At 69.6% G+C, this 21,529-nt stretch carries 19 protein-coding genes and 1 pseudogene; 7 read left to right on the top strand and 13 right to left on the bottom strand.

Going from position 1 to position 21,529, the window contains the following annotated elements; genetic code table 11:
• Nucleotides 1–2: 2 nt before the first annotated feature.
• The 4 genes from ABEA30_RS12045 to ABEA30_RS12030 all read right to left on the bottom strand — a co-directional run bounded on the left by ABEA30_RS12045 (nt 3) and on the right by ABEA30_RS12030 (nt 4,014).
• Nucleotides 3–1,151, bottom strand: coding sequence for an ABC transporter permease (locus ABEA30_RS12045; RefSeq protein WP_345583149.1), 1,149 nt, complete (start codon nt 1,149–1,151; stop codon nt 3–5).
• Nucleotides 1,148–2,029 carry an ABC transporter ATP-binding protein gene (locus tag ABEA30_RS12040; RefSeq protein ID WP_345583147.1) on the bottom strand — a complete coding sequence of 294 codons (882 nt, stop codon included), beginning with the start codon at nt 2,027–2,029 and terminating at the stop codon, nt 1,148–1,150. The genes ABEA30_RS12045 and ABEA30_RS12040 overlap by 4 nt, the downstream gene beginning before the upstream one ends.
• 69 nt (nt 2,030–2,098) lie before the next feature.
• On the bottom strand, nt 2,099–2,755 hold the full coding sequence (locus ABEA30_RS12035) for a response regulator transcription factor (protein WP_345583525.1): 657 nt from the start codon (nt 2,753–2,755) through the stop codon (nt 2,099–2,101).
• Entirely contained in the window at nt 2,755–4,014 is a 1,260-nt protein-coding gene (locus ABEA30_RS12030; RefSeq protein WP_345583145.1) for a sensor histidine kinase, read from the bottom strand. Before ABEA30_RS12030 ends, ABEA30_RS12035 begins: the two co-directional genes overlap by 1 nt.
• 48 nt (nt 4,015–4,062) lie before the next feature.
• Here ABEA30_RS12030 and ABEA30_RS12025 point away from each other — a divergent pair, with 48 nt between their 5' ends.
• The gene (locus ABEA30_RS12025) at nt 4,063–5,043 is read left to right on the top strand and encodes a pirin family protein (protein WP_345583144.1); all 981 of its coding nucleotides are present in this window, start codon (nt 4,063–4,065) and stop codon (nt 5,041–5,043) included.
• Nucleotides 5,044–5,055: 12 nt separating this feature from the next.
• Here the strand turns inward: ABEA30_RS12025 and ABEA30_RS12020 are convergent, their stop codons facing one another.
• Genes ABEA30_RS12020 through ctaE form a run of 5 tightly spaced genes read right to left on the bottom strand, consistent with a single transcriptional unit; the run spans nt 5,056 to nt 10,922 of the window.
• The gene (locus tag ABEA30_RS12020) at nt 5,056–6,570 is read right to left on the bottom strand and encodes a GuaB1 family IMP dehydrogenase-related protein (protein WP_345583142.1); all 1,515 of its coding nucleotides are present in this window, start codon (nt 6,568–6,570) and stop codon (nt 5,056–5,058) included.
• Between the two features lie 46 nt (nt 6,571–6,616).
• Nucleotides 6,617–8,314 (bottom strand): cytochrome bc1 complex cytochrome b subunit, encoded by a 1,698-nt coding sequence (gene qcrB / locus ABEA30_RS12015; protein ID WP_345583140.1) that lies wholly within the window; start codon nt 8,312–8,314, stop codon nt 6,617–6,619.
• The gene (qcrA, locus tag ABEA30_RS12010) at nt 8,314–9,408 is read right to left on the bottom strand and encodes a cytochrome bc1 complex Rieske iron-sulfur subunit (protein ID WP_386085732.1); all 1,095 of its coding nucleotides are present in this window, start codon (nt 9,406–9,408) and stop codon (nt 8,314–8,316) included. The genes qcrB and qcrA overlap by 1 nt, the downstream gene beginning before the upstream one ends.
• The gene (qcrC, locus tag ABEA30_RS12005) at nt 9,375–10,193 is read right to left on the bottom strand and encodes a cytochrome bc1 complex diheme cytochrome c subunit (RefSeq protein ID WP_345583136.1); all 819 of its coding nucleotides are present in this window, start codon (nt 10,191–10,193) and stop codon (nt 9,375–9,377) included. Before qcrC ends, qcrA begins: the two co-directional genes overlap by 34 nt.
• Nucleotides 10,194–10,217: 24 nt before the next feature.
• Nucleotides 10,218–10,922, bottom strand: coding sequence for an aa3-type cytochrome oxidase subunit III (gene ctaE / locus ABEA30_RS12000; RefSeq protein WP_453827667.1), 705 nt, complete (start codon nt 10,920–10,922; stop codon nt 10,218–10,220).
• 99 nt (nt 10,923–11,021) lie between these two features.
• On the opposite strand from ctaE, the gene ABEA30_RS11995 reads away from it, so the two are divergent.
• From ABEA30_RS11995 to trpD, 3 genes are read left to right on the top strand one after another with little or no spacing between them, the layout of a single operon-like run.
• On the top strand, nt 11,022–12,023 hold the full coding sequence (locus tag ABEA30_RS11995) for a cytochrome c oxidase assembly protein (RefSeq protein WP_345583134.1): 1,002 nt from the start codon (nt 11,022–11,024) through the stop codon (nt 12,021–12,023).
• Nucleotides 12,020–12,427 (top strand): response regulator, encoded by a 408-nt coding sequence (locus ABEA30_RS11990; RefSeq protein WP_345583132.1) that lies wholly within the window; start codon nt 12,020–12,022, stop codon nt 12,425–12,427. Before ABEA30_RS11995 ends, ABEA30_RS11990 begins: the two co-directional genes overlap by 4 nt.
• Nucleotides 12,427–13,467, top strand: a complete 1,041-nt coding sequence (gene trpD, locus ABEA30_RS11985; protein WP_345583130.1) for an anthranilate phosphoribosyltransferase — start codon at nt 12,427–12,429, stop codon at nt 13,465–13,467. The genes ABEA30_RS11990 and trpD overlap by 1 nt, the downstream gene beginning before the upstream one ends.
• Here trpD and ABEA30_RS11980 read toward each other — a convergent pair.
• The 3 genes from ABEA30_RS11980 to ABEA30_RS11970 form a co-directional block, all read right to left on the bottom strand.
• Nucleotides 13,454–14,101 carry a hypothetical protein gene (locus ABEA30_RS11980; RefSeq protein WP_345583128.1) on the bottom strand — a complete coding sequence of 216 codons (648 nt, stop codon included), beginning with the start codon at nt 14,099–14,101 and terminating at the stop codon, nt 13,454–13,456. The two genes, trpD and ABEA30_RS11980, sit on opposite strands and share 14 nt — an antisense overlap.
• Nucleotides 14,102–14,153: 52 nt before the next feature.
• Entirely contained in the window at nt 14,154–15,356 is a 1,203-nt protein-coding gene (locus ABEA30_RS11975; RefSeq protein WP_345583126.1) for a winged helix-turn-helix domain-containing protein, read from the bottom strand.
• A 63-nt stretch (nt 15,357–15,419) separates the two neighbouring features.
• Nucleotides 15,420–16,301 carry a sunset domain-containing protein gene (locus tag ABEA30_RS11970; protein WP_345583124.1) on the bottom strand — a complete coding sequence of 294 codons (882 nt, stop codon included), beginning with the start codon at nt 16,299–16,301 and terminating at the stop codon, nt 15,420–15,422.
• A 138-nt stretch (nt 16,302–16,439) separates the two neighbouring features.
• On the opposite strand from ABEA30_RS11970, the gene ABEA30_RS11965 reads away from it, so the two are divergent.
• A complete protein-coding gene (locus ABEA30_RS11965; protein WP_345583122.1) occupies nt 16,440–16,949 on the top strand; it encodes a peptidylprolyl isomerase in 510 nt (169 codons plus the stop codon).
• A 17-nt stretch (nt 16,950–16,966) separates the two neighbouring features.
• Here ABEA30_RS11965 and ABEA30_RS11960 read toward each other — a convergent pair whose 3' ends face one another.
• Entirely contained in the window at nt 16,967–18,700 is a 1,734-nt protein-coding gene (locus ABEA30_RS11960) for a DEDD exonuclease domain-containing protein (protein ID WP_345583120.1), read from the bottom strand.
• A gap of 133 nt (nt 18,701–18,833) precedes the next feature.
• Between ABEA30_RS11960 and ABEA30_RS11955 the strand changes: the two genes are divergently transcribed.
• Entirely contained in the window at nt 18,834–19,916 is a 1,083-nt protein-coding gene (locus ABEA30_RS11955) for a C40 family peptidase (RefSeq protein WP_345583118.1), read from the top strand.
• Nucleotides 19,917–20,215: 299 nt separating this feature from the next.
• Nucleotides 20,216–21,529 (top strand): annotated as a pseudogene (locus ABEA30_RS15965) (ethanolamine utilization protein EutH).

Below are 21,529 nucleotides of genomic sequence, written 5' to 3'. Positions count from 1 at the left end.
GGTCAGTGGGCCTTGGTGAAGGCCTCCTTCCAGCTGAGCACCGAGTTGGTCTGCAGCAGCCCGCGGCGGTAGATCCGGGCACCGGCCCAGATGGCCACGGCCATGAAGGCGACGGCCACCAGCAGGGCCAGCACGGCGTCGAGCCAGGTGGACTCACCGCTCAGCAGGCGGCCCGGCATCGACACCGTGGATGCGATGGGCACGTAGCTGAGCACCTCCGCGACCGTGCCGCGGGCGAGGAAGCCGGCCATGTAGACGAGCATGACCACCATGGTCAGCGGGGTGGTGGTCTGGCTCAGGTCCTGCACGCGGGTGGCCAGCGAACCGGCTGCGGCCCACAGGCACGCGAGCGAGGCGAAGCCCACCAGGAAGAACAGGACGAACCAGCCGGCGACGGGGGCCAGCATGCCCACGAAGCCCTTCCACTGGGTGAACGACAGCCCCACGAGGGCCACGGTCGCGATGAGGACCACCTGGCTGAGCGCCATGATCGTGTTGCCGACGATCTTGCCGAGCAGCAACTGACGGGTGGGGATGGCGGCGGCGAGGATCTCGACGATGCGTGACTCCTTCTCGGTGACCACCGAGTTGGCGATCTGCATGCCGTAGGTGATGGCCGACAGCATGAACAGCACGGCGAACGCCAGCGTGGCCACCATGATGGTCACGCCCTGGCCCTCTTCCGCTTCGAGCGACACCAGTTCGAGGTCGGCGCCGACGGAGAGGGCGGCCATGTCGACGCCGTGCTCGGCGGCGTTGACCTCCAGCTGGTGGTCGCGGACCGCACCCGTGAGGTCCGGGGTGTCCATGATGTTCTTCACCGTGAGCTTCCAGCCACCCTCGGCGCTGTGCTCGAGGGCACCCGCGGCGTCGCCCTCCTCCACGGAGGCGAGCAATTCGTCCTCGGACAGGCGCAGCGGCTCCAACGGGCGCAGGTCGTTGCTGGCGCTCACGACGACCTGGGCGGCCTCGTCAGTGGCGACGGCGACCTTGGTCGTGTCGCCGTCCATCAGGCCGCCGAACAGCAGGCCCAGCGCGACGAGGCCGATGGTGGTCAGGGTGCCGATCCAGAAGGCCTTGTCGGAGATCTGGGTCATGATCTCGCGCTTGGCGACGATCATCCACGGCGGGGTGGTGGTGCGGGTGTTCATCGGGTGACCTCCCGGTAGTAGTCGCTGAGGGGGCGGATGATGGGGGCGAAGTGGCGCACGGCGCCCCGAGCCATTGCTTCGGCGAGGACGCGCTGGCCCACGCCGTCGTCGGCGAAGGAGACCTCTGCCTGGGGGCCGTCGAGGTCGATGACGGTGACGCCGGACTCGCCGCGCAACCATCCGAGGTCGGCGTCGGCCTGGATCCGGTGGTGGGTGGGGCCGGCAGCGCGCAGTTCTTCGACGCCGCCGGCCGCCAGGACCTCGCCCTTGCGCAGGATCACGATCTGGTGGCACAGCCGCTCCACCAGCTCCAACTGGTGGGAGGAGAACAGCACGGGCACGCCGCGCTTGGTGAACTCGGTGAGCAGGGCGAACATCTCGTCGACCGCCTCGGGGTCGAGCCCACTGAACGGCTCGTCGAGGATGAGGGCCTTGGGGGACGCGATGACCGCACCCGCGATCTGGACGCGCTGCTGGTTGCCCAGCGACAGCTTCTCGAGCTTGTCCTTGGTGCGCTCGCCGAGGTTGAACCGCTCGAGCAGTTCGCGTGCCGCGGTACGTGCGTCGTGCGGCGTCATGCCGTGGAGTTCGCCGAGGTAGGCGAGCTGGGGGAGGATCGGCTGCTTGGGGTAGAGGCCGCGCTCCTCCGGCATGTAGCCGAACTGGGCGCGGTCACTGGCGGTGATCGGGCGCCCGTCCCAGAGGACTTCGCCGGACGACGGGGCGAGCACCCCCATGACGATCCGCATGGTGGTGGTCTTGCCTGCGCCGTTGCCGCCGACGAAGCCGGTGAACCGGCCCGCCGGCACGCTGAACGTCACGTCGTTCAGGGCCGTGAGGTCACCGAACGTACGGGTGACTGAGATGATGTCGAGCATGGCACCAGCCTGCCGTGACGGGGGTGGGCGCTGCATCGGCCCGGTGGGGGAAATGTCAGGTGGAGGGAGTCATCCCTTCGGATGAGATCGGGTCAGCCCATGCTCGAACGCGAAGATGACGGCCTGCACCCGGTCCCGTACGCCGAGCTTCGCCAGGCAGCTGGACACGTGCGTCTTGACGGTGGCCTCGCTGACGTACAGCTCGGCCGCGATCTCGGCGTTGCTCAGCCCCTGTGCCATCGCGGCGAGCACGTCGAGCTCGCGCTGGGTCAACCGCTCGATGGCCGGGTGCGGGTGGGTGCCGTTGGCGACGGCGTGCAGGGCCTGCTCGATGACGCGGCGGGTCACCTCCGGTGCGAGCAGCGCCCCGCCGTCGGCGACGGTGCGGATGGCCTCGAGGAGCCGCTCGGGCTCGCAGTTCTTGAGGAGGAAGCCGGCGGCCCCGGCCTCCAGTGCGTCGAAGAGGTAGTCGTCGCGGTCGAGCGTGGTGAGGATGATCACCTGGGTGTCGCCGGCCTCGCGCACCGCGCGGGTGGCCTCGAGCCCGTTCATGCGGGGCATCTCGATGTCCATCAGCATGATGTCGGGAGTCCGTGACGCGGCGAGGTCGACCGCGCCGTGCCCGTCGCCGGCCTCACCGACGAGTTCGATGTCGTCCTCGACGCTGAGCATCAGCGAGAAGGCGCGGCGCACCAGCGCCTGGTCGTCGACGAGGGCGACGCGGATCATGCATGGGCCTTTCGGGGGAGGCGGACGTGGACGCGGTAGCCGCGGCTTGACCGGGGGCCCATGTCGACGGTGCCGCCCAGCGCGGCGACCCGCTCGCGCATGCCGACGTGCCCGAGGCCCGACCCGCCGCTGCGCGGCACGGGCAGCCCGTCGTCGGTGACCTCGAGCTCGGTGCAGTCGTCGCCGAGGCGGACGACGACCCGGGCGTGGTCCGCAGTGGAGTGCCGGCGCACGTTGGTCAGGGCCTCCTGGGCGATGCGGACGAGCGCCCCGCCCTGGGTCGTGGTGAGGTCGTCGGCCCCGGCCGGGTCGCCTACGAGCTCGAACGTCACGACCAGCCCATCGGTGGAGGCCTCGTCAGCCAGTGCGCGCAGCGCCTCCATCGAGCCACCGACACCGGTGGTGGGGGACACGTCCCGCAGCGAGCCGAGGAGCGAGCGCAGCTCGGCGACCGCGCTGCGCGACATGTCCTCGACGTCGCGCAGGGCGTCCGCGGCCGCCGCGGGCCTGCTCTCCATGGCCCGCCGGGCGGCGGCCGTCTGGATGCCGATGAGAGAGATGTGGTGGGCCACCGAATCGTGCAGGTCCCTGGCGATCCGCAGCCGCTCGGCCAGCACCGCCTGTTCCGCCAACTGCTGTGCCTGTGCCTTGACCAGCGCCTGGGACTGCGCCAGCACGTCGGCGTCGCGGGCCTGGCGCCACGCGTTGCGCCCGAGCCAGAGGGCGCCCCCGAAGTACGCTGCGTTGAGCAGCAGGGTGGCGACGTAGTACCAGGCAGTGGGCTGGAACTCGTCCGGGTTGATCGAACGCTGGTAGGAGTCGGCGGCGACGAGCCACACCATCATCGCCAGCAGCACCGCGCCCGTGGCGAGGGCAAGGGTGTCGCGCCGCCGGGCGTAGGCCATGGCCGTGTACATCGCGAGGAAGTACACCACCTGCATGCTCGGCATGCTGGCCACCAACGGCCAGGCGCTGCCCGCCGCCACGAAGTGCACGCCGGTCAACAGCACCATCACCGACAGCGGGAAGACCCGCCGGTACGCCAGCAGTGCGACGGCTGCGGCGATGGCGCCGAGGTTGGGCCACACGTCGACGTCACCGCTGAGGTCCGCAATGCCGTCATAGGTGAGGACCAAGGCCATGGAGATCACGCCGAGGACCACGGCGACGACCAGGTCGCTCAGGCTGGGCCTCCGGGGGGTCTCCCTGACGAAGTCCTCATCCATCCCGAAGAACCCGCGCAGTGCCTCAACCATGGTCGGCAGTCTAGGGCGCGTCGCCGGGGGAGCGGGTAGCGTGGGTCCATGAGCAACACGGAGACCTCCCCCCAGGTGCTCGAGTGTGAGCACGAGGACCACGGACCCACCGAGATCCAGCAACTGCATCCCCGCCTCGTCAGCCTCGGCGAGGGCCCCGAGGCCATGACGGTGCGCCGCACCATACCCCAGCTCGAACGTTCCTTCGTCGGGGCGTGGTGCTTCGCAGACCATTACGGCCCCAACCTCGTCGCGGCCACGTGCGGCATGGACGTGGCACCCCATCCGCACACGTCGTTGCAGACGGTGAGCTGGTTGTTCGACGGCGAGATCGAGCACCGCGACTCGGGCGGCATCCATGACCTGGTGCGGCCCGGTGAGGTCAACCTGATGACGTCGGGGCACGGCATCTCTCATTCGGAGGTGTCGACGCCGCAGACGGAGTTCCTGCACGGCGTCCAGCTGTGGGTGGTGCTGCCGGAGCACGCGAAGGACACCCACCGCGACTTCCAACACCACCGTCCCGACGTCGTCGACATCCCGGGCGGCCTGGCGAAGGTCATGGTCGGGTCGCTGGCGGGCGACTCCTCGCCCATCACGACGGAGACGCCCCTGTTGGGCGCGGAGGTCATCCTGCGGCCCGGGGCCGACTGGGAGTTCGAGGTGGACCCCACCTTCGAGCACGGCGTCCTCGTCGACTCCGGCGTCGTCGAGATGGACGGAGTGGAGATCGACAAGGACATCATGGGCGTGCGCGACGCGGGCCTGGGGCACCTGCGGCTCTCGAACCCCAGCGACAAGCCCGCCCGCGTGATGCTGCTCGGCGGCACCCCGTTCGAGGAGGGCATCGTGATGTGGTGGAACTTCATCGGGCGCAGGCACGAGGAGATCGTGGAACTGCGGGAGGCCTGGCAGCGCGACGACGACCGCTTCGGCGGCGTCCGCGGCTACAAGGGCGCGTTGCGCAAGCTGGAGGCCCCACCGCTGCCCGGGACCCGGCTCAAGCCGCGCTTCCGCCGCCGTCGCTGACCCGGGGCCCGGTCACCAGCTGCGGTCGAGGGGACGACCCTCCTCGTAGCCGCTGCCGCTCTGGACCCCGACGACGGCGCGGTCCGCGAACTCGGCGAGGCCGCGGGCCCCGGCGTAGGTGCACGACGAGCGAACGCCGCTGGTGATCCAGTCGATCAGGTCCTCGACGCCCGGGCGGCGGGGGTCGAGGTACATCCGCGAGGTGGAGATGCCCTCCTCGAACATCGCCGCGCGGGCCCGCTGGTACGCCGACTGCTCGCGCGTGCGATTGCGCACGGCCCGCGCCGACGCCATCCCGAAGGATTCCTTGAACATGCGGCCCTCCGCGTCGACGAGGTGGTCGCCCGTCGACTCGTGCGTGCCGGCGAACCACGAACCGATCATCACCGAGCCCGCGTCCGCGGCCAGCGCGAGGGCGACGTCGCGGGGGTGGCGCACGCCGCCGTCGGCCCAGATCGACTTGCCGTGCTCGCGCGCTGCGGCCGAGCACTCGAGGACGGCGGAGAACTGCGGGCGGCCCACGCCGGTCTGCATGCGCGTCGTGCACATCGCCCCGGGGCCGACGCCCACCTTGAGGATGTCCGCGCCGGCCTCGATGAGGTCGTGCACGCCATCTGCGGTCACCACGTTGCCGGCGACGATCAGGATCCGGCGGCCAGTCTCGGCCTCGAAGCGGTCGCGCTCCTGGCGTGCGATGCCCAGGGCGCCGATCATCTTCTCCTGGTGTCCGTGTGCGGTGTCCATCACCAGCACGTCGGCACGGCCCTCCAGCGCGGCGCGGACCTTGGCCGCGATGTCGCCGTTGATGCCGACGGCGACGCCGGCGCGCAGCCTGCCCTCGTGGTCGACGGCGGGGGAGTAGATCCCGGAACGCAGCGCACCCTTGGGCGTCATCACGCCGACGAGGCGCTGGTCCGCATCCACCGCGACGGCCACCTTCTGGTGGTGTTCGGACAGGGTCGCGAAGACCTCGGACGGCGCGGTGTCGGCCGACACCAGCGTCACGTCGGTGGTCATCACGTCACGGGCCTGCGCGAAGCGGTCGGCACCCTCGGCGTCGGACGGGTGCACCAGTCCGAGCACCTTGCGGTCCGCGTCGATCACGACGGCGACGCCGTGCGATCGCTTGGGGATCAGCTGCAGGACCATGCCGACGGTGGTGTCCAGCGAGACGGTCACCGCGGTGTCGAACACGAGGTGGGAGGCCTTGACCTTCCGGATCGACTCGGCCACCACGTCGCTGGGGATGTCCTGCGGGAAGATCGCGAGACCGCCGCGGCGGGCCATGGTCTCCGCCATGCGCCGGCCGGCGACCGCCGTCATGTTGGCCGCCACGAGCGGCGTGGGGGTGGCCAGGCCGTCGGTGGAGGTGAGGTCGACGTCGAGCCGGGAGCTCACGTTGGAGCGGCTCGGCACCATGAAGACGTCGCTGTAGGTCAGGTCGTAGGTGGGGTCACCGTGAAGGAATCGCACGTTTGCCCATTCTACAACTTTGACGTGCGAAACCGAATCGGCCCATAGGCACATCGGCGCCGCCCCGTGTGGGGCGGCGCCGATCCGTCAGCGGTCCTTCTCAGCGATGCGAGGATCCCTCGAGCACCGGCCGGTCGTGGTCGTCCTCATCGTGGTGATGGGCCGCCTCGATCTCGGCTGCCGTGGGCTTGGCGATGTCGCTGCCGAGGTACCAGCGCGACAGCCTGGCCCGCAGGCCGCCGATGCCGCCCTTCTTCGCGACGCCTGCCGCATCGGTGCTGCCACCGGCCGCGAGCGCCTGTCGTTGCAGGTGCTGCGTGAGCGCGAACTGCTCATGCGCGTCGACCGGGACGTGCGCCTCGGAGTAGCCGCCCTCGACGCTGCGGACGATCACGCCGTCCTCGGAGCCGTGCAGCGCACGTTCACGGTCTGCCCGCTGCAGGGCGAGGCAGATGCGCTTGGTGATGATGAACGCGATGATCGGGCCCACGAACACCGCGATGCGCAGGAAGATCGTGATGGCGTTGAGGCTGAGCGAGAATCGCGTGGCGATGATGTCGTTCGAGCCGCCCAGCCAGAACAGGCCGTAGGCCGTGATGCCGGCGACGCCCAGCGCGGTGCGCGTGGGGGCGTTGCGGGGACGGTCCAGCAGGTGGTGTTCGCGGTCGTCGCCGGTCAGCCAGCGCTCCACGAACGGCCACACGCCCAGCAGCGTGAACAGGATCCCCATCAGGCCGACGCCGGGCACGAACACCGCCCAGGTCCAGGTGGTGCCGCCCCAGTGCGATTCCCAGAACGGCGGGATCAGGCGCAGCGCGCCCTCGACGAAGCCCATGTACCAGTCGGGCTGCGAGCCTGCGGTGACCTTCGCCGGATCGTAGGGGCCGTAGTTCCACACCGGGTTGATCTGGAACAGGCCGCCCATGAGGACGAGGAAGCCGAACACGATGAAGAAGAAGCCGCCGGCCTTGGCCATGTAGACGGGGAACAGCGGGTAGCCGACCACGTTGTTCTCGGTGCGGCCCGGCCCCGGGTACTGCGTGTGCTTGTGGTACACCACGAGGGCCAGGTGGGCGGAGACGAGGCCGAGCAGCAGGCCCGGGATCAGCAGGATGTGTGCCATGTACAGGCGCGAGATGATGAGGCTGCCCGGGAACTCGCCGCCGAAGACCAGGAACTCCACCCAGGTGCCGACCAGCGGGATCGAGCGGATCAGGCCGTCGACGAAGCGAAGGCCGGTGCCGGAGAGCAGGTCGTCGGGGAGGGAGTAGCCGGTGAAGCCGGCCATCAGCGACATCGACAGCAGCCCCACGCCGATGAGCCAGTTGATCTCGCGCGGCTTGCGGAACGCGCCGGTGAAGAACACGCGCAGCATGTGGACGGTGGAGGCCGCCACGAACAGCAGGGCCGCCCAGTGGTGGATCTGGCGCACCAGCAGGCCGCCGCGCACGTCGAAGGAGATCTCCAGCGTCGACGCGAAGGCCTCCGAGATCGGCATGCCCTTCATCAGCTGGTAGGAGCCGTCGTAGTGGATCTCGGCCATCGACGGCTTGAACCAGATGGTCAGGAAGACGCCGGTCAGCAGCAGCACGATGAACGAGTACAGGGCGATCTCGCCGAGGAGGAACGACCAGTGGTCGGGGAAGACCTTGCGCAGGCCGGTGCGCCCGACCTTGCCGAGGCCGAGGCGGTCGTCGGCCCACGCCACGATGCCCGGCGTGTTGTTGGCCTTCCTGCTGGGTGCGCCCTGGGCCTCGACCGAGGGCGACGTGTCGACGACGCTCGTGGGCTTGGCCATCACTGGTCTCCGTCCTTGAAGTCATTGCGCGAGTCGCGCTCGAAGTAGCTCGGGCCGACGGGCACGGTGAAGTCGCTCGTCGCCACCAGGTAGCCCTCGTCGTCCACCGAGATCGGCAGCTGCGGCAACGACCGGGCGGCCGGGCCGAACACGACGACGCCGCTGTTGCCGAGGTCGAACGTCGACTGGTGGCACGGGCACAGCAGGTGGTGCGTCTGGCGTTCCCACAGCGAGATGGGGCAACCGACGTGCGTGCAGATCTTGGAGTAGGCGAGGATGCCCGAGACCTGCCAGTCCTGCCGTGACGGCGGGATCGTGATCGAGTTGGGGTCCATCCGCACCACGATGATCGCAGCCTTGGCCTTGGCCTGGTGGGCCTCGACGCCGTGGAGTTCGCGGTAGTTGGCGGGCTGGGCGTTGACCAGCTGGCCCACCTCGAGGTGCTCGGGGCGCAGTTCGACCCAGTTCTCGTCGTTGACGAGGCGCACGCCGGGTGCCCAGATCGTCTTCTCGATCGTCTGCTCCCGCACGCGGCGGGTGGGGTGCGGGCCCATGTCCGCGAGCAGCACGACGGCGGGCACCAGCGTGATGCCGAGGGCGCCGCCGAGCGCGCCGAGGATGAGCGGTCGGCGCTTGACGGCAGCCTGCTCCACGCCGTCGCGGAAGTGGTGCATCGTCAGCTCGACGTCCTCAGGGGAGGATGCAGCGCTGTGCCGCGGGTCGACCGACTCGTGGTCGCCCATGAGCACGCGCGCCCACTGGACGACGGCCAGGCCGATGAGGAGCACCGCGAGGCCCGCCGTCACGCCGAGGCCGACGTTCATGGCGCTGGCGCGCAGCCAGCCGAAGTCGATGTAGGCGTCGCGGGGGACGGCGAAGTAGATCACGACGAAGGCGATGGCGAGCACCGGCACCAGGCCGAGCATGGTGAGGACGGCCAGGTAAGCGCGGTTGCCCGCTCCCTCGTCGGTGTCGGTGAAGCGCTCGACGTGCTCCTCCAGGCCCGGGTCCGCGACGCTGTGACCCAGCTCGGGGTCCTGGACGGGCATATTGTTCCAGCTCATCGGGCGCGAGCCCCCTTCCGTGCGATCCACAGGGCGACGATCGAGAGGCCGCCGATGCCCACGATGAACACCCACCAGCCCTCGGCGACCGGGCCGGCGTCACCCATGGTGAGGCCGCCGTAGTTCGGCTGCTCGTCTGCAGCCTCGAGGTAAGCGATGATCTCGCTCACGCTCTGGTCCGTGAGGACGTCCTTGGAGAACATCGGCATCTGCTGCGGCCCCGTGCGGACCGCCTCGTAGACGTGCACGGGGGTCGTGTCGGTCAGGTTGGGTGCGAACTTGCCCTCGGGCATGGCTCCGCCGCCACCGAGCACGCCGTGACAGGCGGAGCAGTTGGCCCGGAACAGGGCGCCGCCGCGGGCGATGGCCAGGGCCTTCTCGTCCTCGGCGAGGTTGAGGGCGTCGAGCGAGTACTGCGACTCCTCCGGGATGCCGGGGCCGGGGCCCAGCGAGGCGACGTAGGCCGCGACGGCCTCGATCTGCTCCTGGGTGTAGTTCACCTTGCGCGCGCGGATCTGTGCCTCGAGGCGCGAGGCGGGCATGCGCCCGGTGCCCATCTGGAAGTCCACGGACGCGGCGCCCACGCCGATGAGCGTGGGCCCCTGCGTGGTGCCCTCGCCGCCGAGGCCGTGGCACGACGAGCACGTGGTCATGTAGATGTCCTTGCCCTGCTCGATCTGCAGGGTGGTCTCGGTCTCCGCCGAGGAGCGTGGCGGGCTCACGACGGAGTAGCTGAGGCCGACGACGAGGAGGGCCAAGATCAGCAGCAGGGGCCGGGCCGCGGCGTGCCGCCTGAGGTTGGTGGATTTCTTCACTGAAATGAAACTCCCGGTCTCGGTCTAGCGGAGGAAGTACAGGACGCCGAACAGCGCGATCCAGATGACGTCGACGAAGTGCCAGTAGTACGACACGACGTGCGCGTGGACCGTCTGCTCGTGGGTGTGGATGCGGGTCATGTAGGAGCGGGCCAGCACGTACCACATGGCGACGACGCCACCGAAGACGTGGATGCCGTGGATGCCGGTGGCCAGGAAGAACAGTGACCAGTACTGGTTGGTCGACATGAAGATGCCCTCGTTGAACAGGGTGAAGTACTCCCACACCTGACCGGCGACGAACACCGAGCCGAGGATCGCCGAGACGATGAAGCCCTGGCGCACGCCCCACTTCAGCGGGTTGAACCACGAACCCTCCACGCGGCCGGCCTCGGCCGCGTTGGCGCCCAACTGGATGGTCACCGAGCTCAACACCAGGATCGACGTGTTGATGCTGGCGAAGAGCAGGTCGAGGTGGGCGCTCTCCGTCGTCCACATGGACTCGACGCCAGCGGCAGCGGCGGCGTCGGCCGCCATCGAGCGGGTCCAGAAGTAGGCGGCGAAGATGGCGCCGAAGAACATCAGTTCGCTCGCCAGCCACACGATCACGCCGATCGCCGTCGTGTCAGGACGGCCATACGGCTTGTTCAGACGTGCGGACGGCACCGGGTGAACGGCGCCGGTGGGCAGCTCCGTTGGTGCTTGGATGAGTTCATGATTCGTGGCCACGGGGTCATTATTGCCTCAAAACGCGCATAGGTCACGCCAACACCAACATTGGGACCACCCCCCGTAATTCGCAGAAAGGGCTATGCGATAATGCGCGACATGTTCAGCGGCTCCCTGGCCCTCCTTCCCCTCCACGCCAAGCCCGACGACGACATCCTCCCGCTCGTCGGCTCGCGGTACTTCACCGCGTGGGAGTTCCCGCCCGGGGCGCTCATCGGGCTCCTCGTGGCCGCCGGGCTCTACCTGTGGGGCGTCCAGCGGCTCCGGACCCGCGGCGACCGGTGGCCGGTGATGCGCACCATCTCGTTCCTCGTGCTGGGCCTGGGCTCGATCGCGGTGGGCACGTTCTCGTTCCTCGGGGTCTACGACACGGTGCTCTTCTGGTCGCACATGGTCCAGCACATGTTGTTCGCGATGATCGCCCCGGTGTTCATCGTCTTCGGGGCCCCCGTGACGCTGGCGCTGCGGGCGCTGCCGAAGCGGCCGCGCGCCGTCCTGCTGAAGGTGTTGCACTCCTGGTTCGGCAAGTTCGTCATGTTCCCGCCGCTGACGACGGCGCTCATGGTGGTCTACCCGTTCGGCCTCTATATGAGCGGCCTGTACGAGATCACGCTGCGCAACGACCTGGCCCATGACCTCCTCCACCTGTTCCTCGTGACCATGGGCGTGCTGTTCTTCTTCCCGCTGCTGGGCGTGGACCCGGTGCCGATCAAGATGCCCTACCCCATCCGGATCCTGCTGTTCTTCATCACGATGCCGTTCCACGCGTTCCTCGGCGTGACGATCATGGGGTCGAGCAGGTTGGTCGCGGAGGAGTGGTACCTGTCCTTCGAGCGGACGTGGGGCCTCTCGCCCATGGCTGACCAGGAATGGGCCGGCGCGCTGATGTGGGCCACCGGCGACCTCACCATGTTCGCCGCGATGATCACGATCTTCGTCCAGTGGGTGAAGGACTCCAACCGGGAGGCCCGTCGGGTGGACCGCGCGCTGGACCGCGAGGAGGCCCGGCGCGCCCGGGCCGAGGGACTTGGCTACCATGACCCCCAGAGACAATCTCAACCCATCGTCGACACCGACAACGCGAAGGAAGACCGACAATGAGCGATGCCACCGTGAAGGTGCTGGTGTTCTCCGACGACCGGCTGGTGCGTGAGCAGATCCGCTTGACGCTCGGCCGGCGTGTGGCACCGGACCTGCCGCAGATCGAGGTCTTCGAGGTCGCGACGCAGGGCGCGCTCCTGCGCACCCTCGACGCAGGCACCGACTACACGCTGATGATCTTCGACGGCGACGCGCAGCCGTCGGGCGGCTTCGGCCTGGCCCACCAGGTCAAGGAGGAGTACGCCGACAGCGCCCCCATCATGCTGCTGGTCAAGCGCGAGGCCGACGCATGGCTGGCCTCCTGGACCCGTGCCGAGGCGGTGACCCCGTTCCCGATCGACCCGGTCACCATGCCGCAGCAGGCCGCCCACCTGATCCGCGCCCGTCTGGCGGAGGTCGCCTGATGTCGACCAGCTACACGTGGCCTGACATCCTGACCGGCCTCGTCCGGCGCGAGGGCCTGGAGGCCTCGGCCGCCACGTGGGCGCTCAACGAGATCCTCGCGGGCCGCGCCTCCGACGTGCAGATCGCCGCCATGCTGACCGCACTGCGGGCGAAGGGCGAGACCGAGGACGAGATCGCCGGGCTGGCCGATGCCATGCTCGCCAACGCCACCCACATCTCACTTGACCCTGATGCCGTCGACGTGGTGGGCACCGGCGGAGACCGCGCGAACACCGTCAACATCTCGACCATGGCCGCGATCGTCGCCGCCGCGGCGGGCGCGAAGGTGGTCAAGCACGGCTCCCGGGCCGCGTCCTCGCAGGCGGGCACGGCTGACACGCTGGAGGCGCTCGGGGTCAAGCTCGACGTGGAGCCGTCGAAGCAGGCCGACATCCTGGCCGAGGCCGGCATCGCCTTCCTGTTCGCGCAGCTGTACCACCCCGCCATGAAGAACGTCGCCGGCGTGCGCAAGGCGCTGGGCATCCAGACCACCTTCAACTTCCTCGGGCCCCTGGCCAACCCGGCCCGCCCGCGCGCCATGGCGCTGGGCGTGGCCAACGACGACATCGCACCCGTGATCGCCCGCGTCCTCGCAGAGCGCGGCACCCGCGGCATGGTCTTCCGCGGCTTCGACGGGCTCGACGAACTCACCACCACGTCGGAGTCCGACGTGTGGCTGATCTCCGAGGGCCGGGTGTTCCGCACCGTCCTGGACCCGCGTGACCTCGGCCTGGAGCCGGCGTCGCCGTTCGAACTCCAGGGAGGCCCCGCCGAGCACAACGCGCAGGTGGTCCGAGACCTGGTCGCGGGCAAGACCGGCCCCGTGCGTGACATCGTCGTGCTGAACGCGGCCGCGGCGCTGCTGGCCTACCGGGGCATCTCGACGGTGACCGAGCTGCTGGACCAGCTGAAGCCGACGCTCGCGGCGGCCAACGACGCGATCGACTCCGGCAGGGCCGCCCAGACCCTCGAGACGTGGGTGGCCGCTACCCACCGTTGAGGTGGGGCACGGCCGCCACCACGGGGCCGAGCCACAGTGCAGGGCCGAAGGGGAAGTGCTTCGGCCGGCCGGCGGAGCGACGCGCCCAGAGCGCGTGGGCGATCCCGTGCAGCGCGCCCAGCAGGGTGCCGGCGAGCAGCGCGCTCGTCCAGGCGCCCACCCCCGACTGCCCTGCCACCGCGCCGATGAGGGCCGCGAGCCGCACGTCGCCGAACCCGAGAGTGGCGGCGACGCGCCAGGCGAGGTAGAAGAAGGCCAGCGCCGCAGCGCCGCCGACGACTGCCCCTGCGGCGGCCCGCCAGTCCGCCAACCCCAGCGGCACCAGGCCGGCCAGCATCAACAGCCCGCCCAGGTGGTTGAGCTGCTTCGGAAGGAAGGTGGTGAGCACGTCCACCGCCACCAGCGGCACCCCGACGGCGAGGTAGGGCACCCACAGCCAGTGGTGCGCTGCGGGCACCAGCCACAGCACCCCGGACACCGCCGCCGCGGTGGCGCCCACCCACATGGTGCTGCGCCGCGACACGAGGGCGCCGAAGCGCGGGGCGTCGGGGTCTGCCACCCGGACGCGGGGGAGTGCGACCAACCACACGGCCAGCGACATCGCGACGACCGCCAGGGCCGTGAACCAGGTCATGGTCCCGACCCTAGGGATACGGCGGGGTCACCGGCCGGAGGGCTGTGGACAACTAGAAATGGGTCTGCAGGTCCGGCACCCAGGTGCCGGGGCCGGTGAACGAGACCGACCCGAGGCCCTGCCACTGTGCGGCCTCCTCCAGCAGGGGCGCGACACGGGCGGCCAACTCGGTGGCACGGTGGGCGCTGGCGGGCTCGACGTGGGCGTGTTGCACGCGCAGCACACCTGCCTGCCTGTCGGCCTTCAGGTCGACCCGCCCCACGAGTTCGTCATCGACCAGCACCGGCAGCACGTAGTACCCGTGCTGCCGTTGCGCGGCTGGGGTGTAGATCGAGATGCGGTAGTGGAAGCCGAACATGCGCTCCGCGCGGGGCCGGAACCAGACCAGCGGGTCGAACGGCGACAGCAGCGCGGCCCCACTGACCGAACGGGGGGTGCGCTGCCCGGCGGCGAGCCATGCCTCGCGGCCCCAGCCCTCCACCTCCACCGGTTCGAGTTCGCCGCGGGCCACCAGCGCGTCGACCGCGAGCCTGGCGGGCGCCCGCTTGATGCGGGGGTAGTCCGCCAGGTCGTCGAGCGTGGCGACCCCGTGGGCCACGGCGGCCCGACGAACCAGCTCGACGACCGCCTCGTCCTCGGGGACCTCGACCCGGGCCTCCGGAGGCAGCACATCGGCGGCGACGCCGTAGACCCGTTCGAACCTGTCGCGTCCGACGACGACGATCTGCCCCCGGCGGAACAACCGCTCCGCCGCCCAGTACACGTCGTTCTTGTTCCACCAACCGCCGCTGGTGGCCACGTTGTCGGGGTGTTCGAGGTCGCGGATGCGCATGGGCCCCGCCGTGTGGAATTCGGCGAGCACCTCGTCGATGAGCCGCTGGTTGGCTATGACCCAGGCCTCCCAGTTCGGGCGCCCGGGGCGGCGCCGGTGCCACGCCCACAACGGCCAGTCCGCCACCGGGAGGACGGCGGCCTCGTGCGCCGTGTACTCGGTGTAGCCGCCCAGACGGGTGGCGCGCTGGTCGTGGTGGAGCAGCCTGTCCAGCGCGTCGCGGTCGTACGGGCCGAGCCGGGAGAGCAGGGGAAGGTAGTGGGACCTCTCGAAGACGTTGACGGTGTCGAGTTGCAGGACGCCGAGGCGGGCGATGACCTTCCGCAGCGCCGCCGCGCCCACCGTCGGCCTCCTGGGGTGGGCCAGGCCCTGCGCATCGACGGCGATGCGGCGGGCGGCGGCTGAACTGAGGCGTCTGGGCATGCGCCCCACAATAGGACCGGGCGCCGACAAGCGTCGGCGCCCGGTGGGGTCAGTGCTCAGCGGTCAGCGCTGGGCCTTGGTGAAGCCGGCGGCCTCGGCCGCCTCCTCGGAGTTGAACCAGACCTCGGCGATGGTGCGGTCGTACCCGCCGCTGCCCTCGACGTGATACTTCTTCGAGCGCTCGTTGCCCTTGATGGTGTAGCCCTCCGGCGGCTCGGAGCCCACGTACGAGCCCTCCCCGTAGCCAGCGCCCGCCTCCGGGGCGGCCGTGGTCGCGTCGTCGACGACGCTGACCGTCTCCTCCGTGAGGGTCTGGGCCTGCACCTCTTCCTCGGACGGTTCCGCGGCCTCGTCTGCGGGCTCGGCCGTGTCGGAGGCGAACTTCGCGGCGTTCGAGAACGTGTCGTTGTTGTTCACGTAGGCCTTGGAGGGCTCGTGCGCAGTCCAGCCGTCGTCCTTGGGCGACAGGAAGTGGCGCACGGCGGCCACGGCGCCGGCGACGATGGCGCCGATGGCGATGACCTTGCCGAACGTACGCCAGCCGCTCTTCCTGGGGGCCGGCTCGAGCTCGCCCTTCAGCGCCTTGATGGCGGCCTTGCCGCGGCGGCCGCCCTCGACGACGGCCGGGTGCTCGGCGGCGTGGTGCAGGAACTCCTGGACCTTCGGCAGCAGGTCGTCCTCGACCCGCTCGCGCGCGACCTCGATGGCCGGGGCCACCTTGCTCATCGCGTCCTTGAGGTGCGGTTCGAGGTCGTCGAGGCGCTTCGCGGCGTAATCGGCGGTGCGGATCTTCGCGTCGTGCAGGACGGGTGCGGCCTGCCTCTGGAGGTCTGCCAGCGCCACCTGCGCGCGGTCCAGACCTTCCTTCAGGGTGGCGGTCGAGTACTCGGCGGCGGCGGCAGCGGTCTCTGCGGCGGCCTTCTTCAGTTCTTGTGACCTTCTCACAAGTTCCTCCCATGGTCGTGGCTCGTGGTCGAGCAGATTCCACGCTACCTGCTTGTAGGGTCCGCTCAAGGGGATTGGCGCAACTTCGCCCGTCTGACAGACTGGGCCACGCTACTGAATCATCAGAAAGGAAAGCGCGTGACCACCGCTACCCTCAAGACGAACCACGGTGACATCGTCATCGAGCTGTTCGACAACCACGCCCCGAAGACCGTCGAGAACTTCGTCGGCCTCGCCGGCGGCACCAAGGAGTACGTCGACGCCAAGACCGGCGGCAACACCACGGGCCGGTACTACGACGGCCTGACGTTCCACCGCGTGATCGACGGCTTCATGATCCAGGGTGGCTGCCCCCGTGGCGACGGCCGCGGCGGACCGGGCTACACCTTCGCCGACGAGTTCCACCCCGAACTGCAGTTCAACCGCCCCTACCTCCTGGCGATGGCCAACGCAGGCCCGGGTACCAACGGCTCGCAGTTCTTCATCACCGTTGCCCCCACGCCCCACCTGAACAACCGCCACACGATCTTCGGTGAGGTGACCGACCCGGAGAGCCAGAAGGTGGTCGACTCCATCGCCACGACGCGCACCAGCTTCGGGGACCGCCCCGTCGAGCCCGTCGTCATCGAGACCGTCGAGATCGCCTGACGCGACGGCGCAACCACCTACGAGGCGAGCAGTTCCGCGAGGGGCTGCTCGCCGAGTAGTTCCCGGGGGAGTGCGCCGTCGGGCAGGCCCGCGTGCAGCGGCCACTCCCAGCTGCCGTCCGTCTCGATGAGCCGGACGCCGGGGAGTTCGAGCCAGGCGGCGACGCGCTCCGCCTCCTCGATGCTGGCCGCGGGCCACCCGCCCACGGCCGGGAGCACCGTCTCGGCCATCGCGGCCGCCTCCTCGGCGGCAGTGCGCGCCCGAGCCGAGGGCGCCGAGGTGGCCGCCGCGAGCCGCCCGTAGCGGATCACGTGGATGTCCCAGCCGGCCGCCGACGGTACGGCGGCCACCAGTTCGCGGCACCGGGCCAGCGACCGCACGCGGTGGAACCGCAGCGAGGTGCGGTAATAGGCGGTGAGGCGCTCGGCCACCTCACCCGCCTCCTCGTAGCGTTGTTGGCCGACGAGCTTGGTCAGCCGGCCGCGGACGCTGCGCAGCACGGGACGCACGTCGGCCTCCCAGCTGCTGCGCACCTCCTCCACGACGGAGGGGTAGGCCTCCGCGCCGGCGCCGAGCTCACAGGGCGCGAGGCAGCGGCCCATCTCCGCCAGCGCGCACGACGCCGACGGCGTGCGCCTCGACAGCCGGGGCGTGCAGCGCCTGAGCTTGAACGCGTCGTACAGGGTGAGGGCCGCCTCGTTCGCGGCGTCCCTGCTGCGGAACGGCCCGAAGTGGGGCGCCTGGTCGCGCACCGTGTGCACGACCGACAGGCGGGGGAAGGCCTCGTCGGTCAGCTTCAGCCACGTGAGCTTGCGCTGGTTCTTCGAGCGCCGGTTGTACCGCGGCGCCAAGGACTCGATCATGCGCAGCTCACGCACCTCCGCCTCCAGGTCCGTGGCGCATTCGATGAACTCCACACCGGTGGCGACCCGCACCATCTCGTGGATGCGGCCGCGCTTCTCGGCGGCCGAGAAGTACGACCGCACCCGGCGCTTCAGGTTGTTGGACTTGCCGACGTACAGGACCTCGCGCTTCGGCGTGCCGTCCGCCGCCGTCGAATCCGCGACGAAGAAGTAGACCCCGGCCGTCTCCGGTGCGCCCTGCGCCCACACGCGCTTGGCGCGCCTGTCTGGTGAGACCTGCAGCGCGAACTCCGTGAGGTCCTCCAGCGTGTGGACGCCCAGGTTGCCCACCCGCGCGAGCAACCCATGCAGCACGTCGACGGTGGCGCGGGCGTCACTGAGCGCGCGGTGGTTGGGTTCCGTCGTCGAGCGGAAGTGCCGCGCGAGCGTGGCGAGCTTGCAGTTGGGCACCTCGTCGCGCAGCAGGGCGGTGCGCGCCACCGCAACGGTGTCGACCACGGTGGGCCGGGGCCAGCTGAGCCCCAACTGCTCGTAGCCGCGGCGCAGGAAGCCGGTGTCGAAGCGCGCGTTGTGTGCCACGAGCGCCGAGCCCCTGGCGAACTCCGCGAACGCGGGCAGCACCTCCGCCAGGGGAGGGGCGCCGGCCACCATCTGGTTGGTGATGCCCGTGAGCACCTGGATCATGGGCGGGATGGGGGCCGAGGGGCGCACCAGGGTCTGGAACTCGCCGAGCACCTCCCCACCACGGACCTTGACCGCCCCCACCTCGGTGATCTCCGAATCCGCCGCGCCGCCGGTGGTCTCGAGGTCCACCACGACGAACGTGACGTCCGCCAGCGGCACCCCGAGGTCGTCGAAGGAGGGCTGCACGGCGGTGGTTCTGGACATGGGGGAGACGATAATCGCCGGGTCCGACACATCCCGCCAAGCGGGCTGAGCGAGTCGCGTGGACGGACTTTGAGAAACCCTGAAGAGAGCTTAGGATTCTCTCAGACTTCGATCCGCCATCCCTGGAGCTTCCGTGAACCGAGTTCGTGCCGCCGTCGCCGCTGTACTCACCTCTGCAGTCCTCGTCACCGGTTCCGTCGTGGCCAGCGCAGACCCGCAGGCGGTGGAGCAGGCCCGGCTCGACCTCGAGCGCATCCACCAGGAGGCGTCCGCGATCGACCAGCAGATCATCGAGGCGCATGACCGTGCACAGCAGGCCGAGAAGAAGCTGACCCGCCTCAAGTCGGACGTCCAGGCACAGGAGGAGAAGGTCGCCGCGATGTCGTCCGAGCTGGGCGACGTGGCTGCCTTCCAGCTGCAGCACGACTCCGTCTCGCTCGCGGCGCAACTCCTGCTCAGCAGCTCCTCGGACAACTTCCTCAGCGGGCTGTCCACGCTGCACAGCGAGGTGGACCGCAGCAACGCAGGCATCCAGCAGCTGCAGCTGGTCCAGGCCAAGCTCACCACCCTGCGCGAGGACGCCGCCGCCACGGAGGCCGCCCTCAAGGCCGAGGCGGTCGCCAAGGAAGCCCTGGCCGCGGACTACGACACCAAGGAGGCCGAGGCCGAGGCCGTCTACAAGCGTCTCTCCGCAGAGGAACGCGAGCGCCTCGCCCGCCTCGAGGCGGAGCGCGAGCGTCGCGCAGAGGAAGCCCAGCGCCGGGCGGAGCAGCAGCGCGCCGCCCGCTCGCAGGACGCTGCGGCCGCCGCGCCCGGAGCCGCACCGGAAGCTGCTGCCCCCGTCGTCGAGTCCGCAGGCTCGGGCCGCGCGCAGGACGTCGTCAACGCGGCGTTGAGCAAGGTCGGCAAGCGCTACGTGTGGGGCACCTCGGGTGAGAACACCTTCGACTGCTCCGGCCTCACCAGCTGGGCCTACCGCCAGATCGGCGTGAACCTGTCCCGCTCGTCGCGCACCCAGTGGAGCTCGGCCGGCTACAAGGTCTCGAAGTCCGAGCTGAAGCCGGGCGACCTGGTGTTCTACTACAGCCCGGTCAGCCACGTGGGCATCTACATCGGCAACGGCAAGATCGTCGACGCGGCCAACCCCCGCACCGGCGTGCGCGTGGCCAGCCTGAACTCCATGCCGTTCACCGGCGCCCGCCGCGTCGTCGGCTGATCAGGGCGGATTCGGCGGTTTCCCGAACAAGACCGCCGCGCACCACTAGAGTCGCGGGTACCGCACCTCAACGGCGAGGTGCGGCCCTCACCACGACCCGATCACGCGCCGGGGGAAACCGCGGTTCGGTAATCCAGCCCGCATCGTGGTCCATCCGCGACGTCGTGAACAGGGCGCTGCCCGCCCTCGAATTGACCAGTCTCCTTCACCTTTCGGAGCATTAAGTTCGTTTTTGAACACAAAGGTTCCAGTCTCGCTAGAGTCATTGGAAACCGCACTCAACGTCGAGAGCGGCCTCAATGGTGAGGGGAACAATGGACATCAACGAAATCATTGTGTGGATCTTGATGATCTGCATGGTGCTCGGCGGTATCGACCGGGCAATCGGCAACAAGTTCGGCCTCGGTGAGCATTTCGAAGAGGGCTTCAACGCACTGGGTCCGCTGGCGCTGGCCATGGTGGGCGTCACCTCCCTGGCGCCTGTGCTCGAGAAACTGCTCAGCCCGATCATCAGCCCGCTGTACGGGGTGGTCGGGGCTGACCCGGCCATGTTCGCCGGCACTCTGCTCGCCAACGACATGGGTGGGTGGCCGCTGGCCGAGCAGATGACGGACGACCTCATGGCCGCGCAGTTGTCCGGCCTGATCCTGGGCTCCATGATGGGCCCGACCATCGTGTTCACCATCCCGGTGGCGCTGAGCATCATCAGCAAGGAGGACAGGGGATACCTGGCCAAGGGCATCCTCGCCGGCATCGTGACCATCCCCATCGGCGTGTTCGTCGGCGGTGTGGCCGCAGGCTTCCCCGTCGGGTTCGTGCTGGTCAACCTCATCCCGGTGATCGTCGCGGCCGTCCTCATCGCGATCGGCCTGTGGCTCATCCCCGAGGGCATGACCAGGGGCTTCGAGGCGTTTGGCAAGGGACTGGTCTTCGTGATCACGGTCGGCCTCATCATCGGTGTGTTCGAGTACATGACCGGCGTACAGATCATGCCCGCCGGATGGGAACTCGCTCCGCCCACCGATGGCCTGGCCACCGTCGCCCAGATCGGCATGATGCTGCTGGGCGCCTTCCCGGCCGTCGCGCTGATCGTCAAGTACGCGGCCAAGCCGCTGTCGAAGGTCGGAGTGCCGGTCACGGGTTTTCTGGTGATGCGAACCCCCCCCGGTACCGGATAGGGTATAGTGCATCACATGACACAACGCGTACCCGGCGGGCTCCTCGGCATGAACGAGGCGGCCGCCGGTGGCATGGTCGCAACGCTGGCCAACAACATCCCCATGTTCCAGCTGATGAAGGACATGGACCCACGGGGCAAGGTGCTCAACAGCGCGTTCGCCGTGTCTGCGGCCTTCGTGCTGGGCGACCACCTCGGCTTCACCGCCGGTGTCGAACGCAGCATGATCGCCCCCATGATGGCGGGCAAGCTGACCGCCGGCATCCTCGCGGTGGCCCTGGCCTACCTGTTGTTCCGCCGGTCTCTTCCGGCCGCAGCAGCGCACGAGCCTGCCGGGCGCAGGGCGCAGGAGCCGGTCATCGACCTCGAGCCGGAACACGAGCCGGACGCCCGTCCGCCGCTGCGCGACGATCCCAAGGACGCGGCGGAGGCCTGA

Origin of the sequence: Tessaracoccus lubricantis, assembly GCF_039544535.1 — a bacterium.
Classification (GTDB): domain Bacteria; phylum Actinomycetota; class Actinomycetes; order Propionibacteriales; family Propionibacteriaceae; genus Arachnia; species Arachnia lubricantis.
The sequence above is the reverse complement of the archived record's forward strand: the minus strand, read 5'-3'. Positions and strand labels throughout refer to the sequence as shown.

Coding starts and splice junctions, on each gene's coding strand:
- ABEA30_RS12045 (WP_345583149.1), bottom strand. CDS start 1,151: ATGAACACCCGCACCACCACCCCGCCGTGGATGATCGTCGCCAAGCGC.
- ABEA30_RS12040 (WP_345583147.1), bottom strand. CDS start 2,029: ATGCTCGACATCATCTCAGTCACCCGTACGTTCGGTGACCTCACGGCC.
- ABEA30_RS12030 (WP_345583145.1), bottom strand. CDS start 4,014: ATGGTTGAGGCACTGCGCGGGTTCTTCGGGATGGATGAGGACTTCGTC.
- ABEA30_RS12025 (WP_345583144.1), top strand. CDS start 4,063: ATGAGCAACACGGAGACCTCCCCCCAGGTGCTCGAGTGTGAGCACGAG.
- ABEA30_RS12020 (WP_345583142.1), bottom strand. CDS start 6,570: ATGTGCCTATGGGCCGATTCGGTTTCGCACGTCAAAGTTGTAGAATGG.
- qcrB (WP_345583140.1), bottom strand. CDS start 8,314: ATGGCCAAGCCCACGAGCGTCGTCGACACGTCGCCCTCGGTCGAGGCC.
- ABEA30_RS11995 (WP_345583134.1), top strand. CDS start 11,022: ATGTTCAGCGGCTCCCTGGCCCTCCTTCCCCTCCACGCCAAGCCCGAC.
- ABEA30_RS11990 (WP_345583132.1), top strand. CDS start 12,020: ATGAGCGATGCCACCGTGAAGGTGCTGGTGTTCTCCGACGACCGGCTG.
- trpD (WP_345583130.1), top strand. CDS start 12,427: ATGTCGACCAGCTACACGTGGCCTGACATCCTGACCGGCCTCGTCCGG.
- ABEA30_RS11980 (WP_345583128.1), bottom strand. CDS start 14,101: ATGACCTGGTTCACGGCCCTGGCGGTCGTCGCGATGTCGCTGGCCGTG.
- ABEA30_RS11975 (WP_345583126.1), bottom strand. CDS start 15,356: ATGCCCAGACGCCTCAGTTCAGCCGCCGCCCGCCGCATCGCCGTCGAT.
- ABEA30_RS11960 (WP_345583120.1), bottom strand. CDS start 18,700: ATGTCCAGAACCACCGCCGTGCAGCCCTCCTTCGACGACCTCGGGGTG.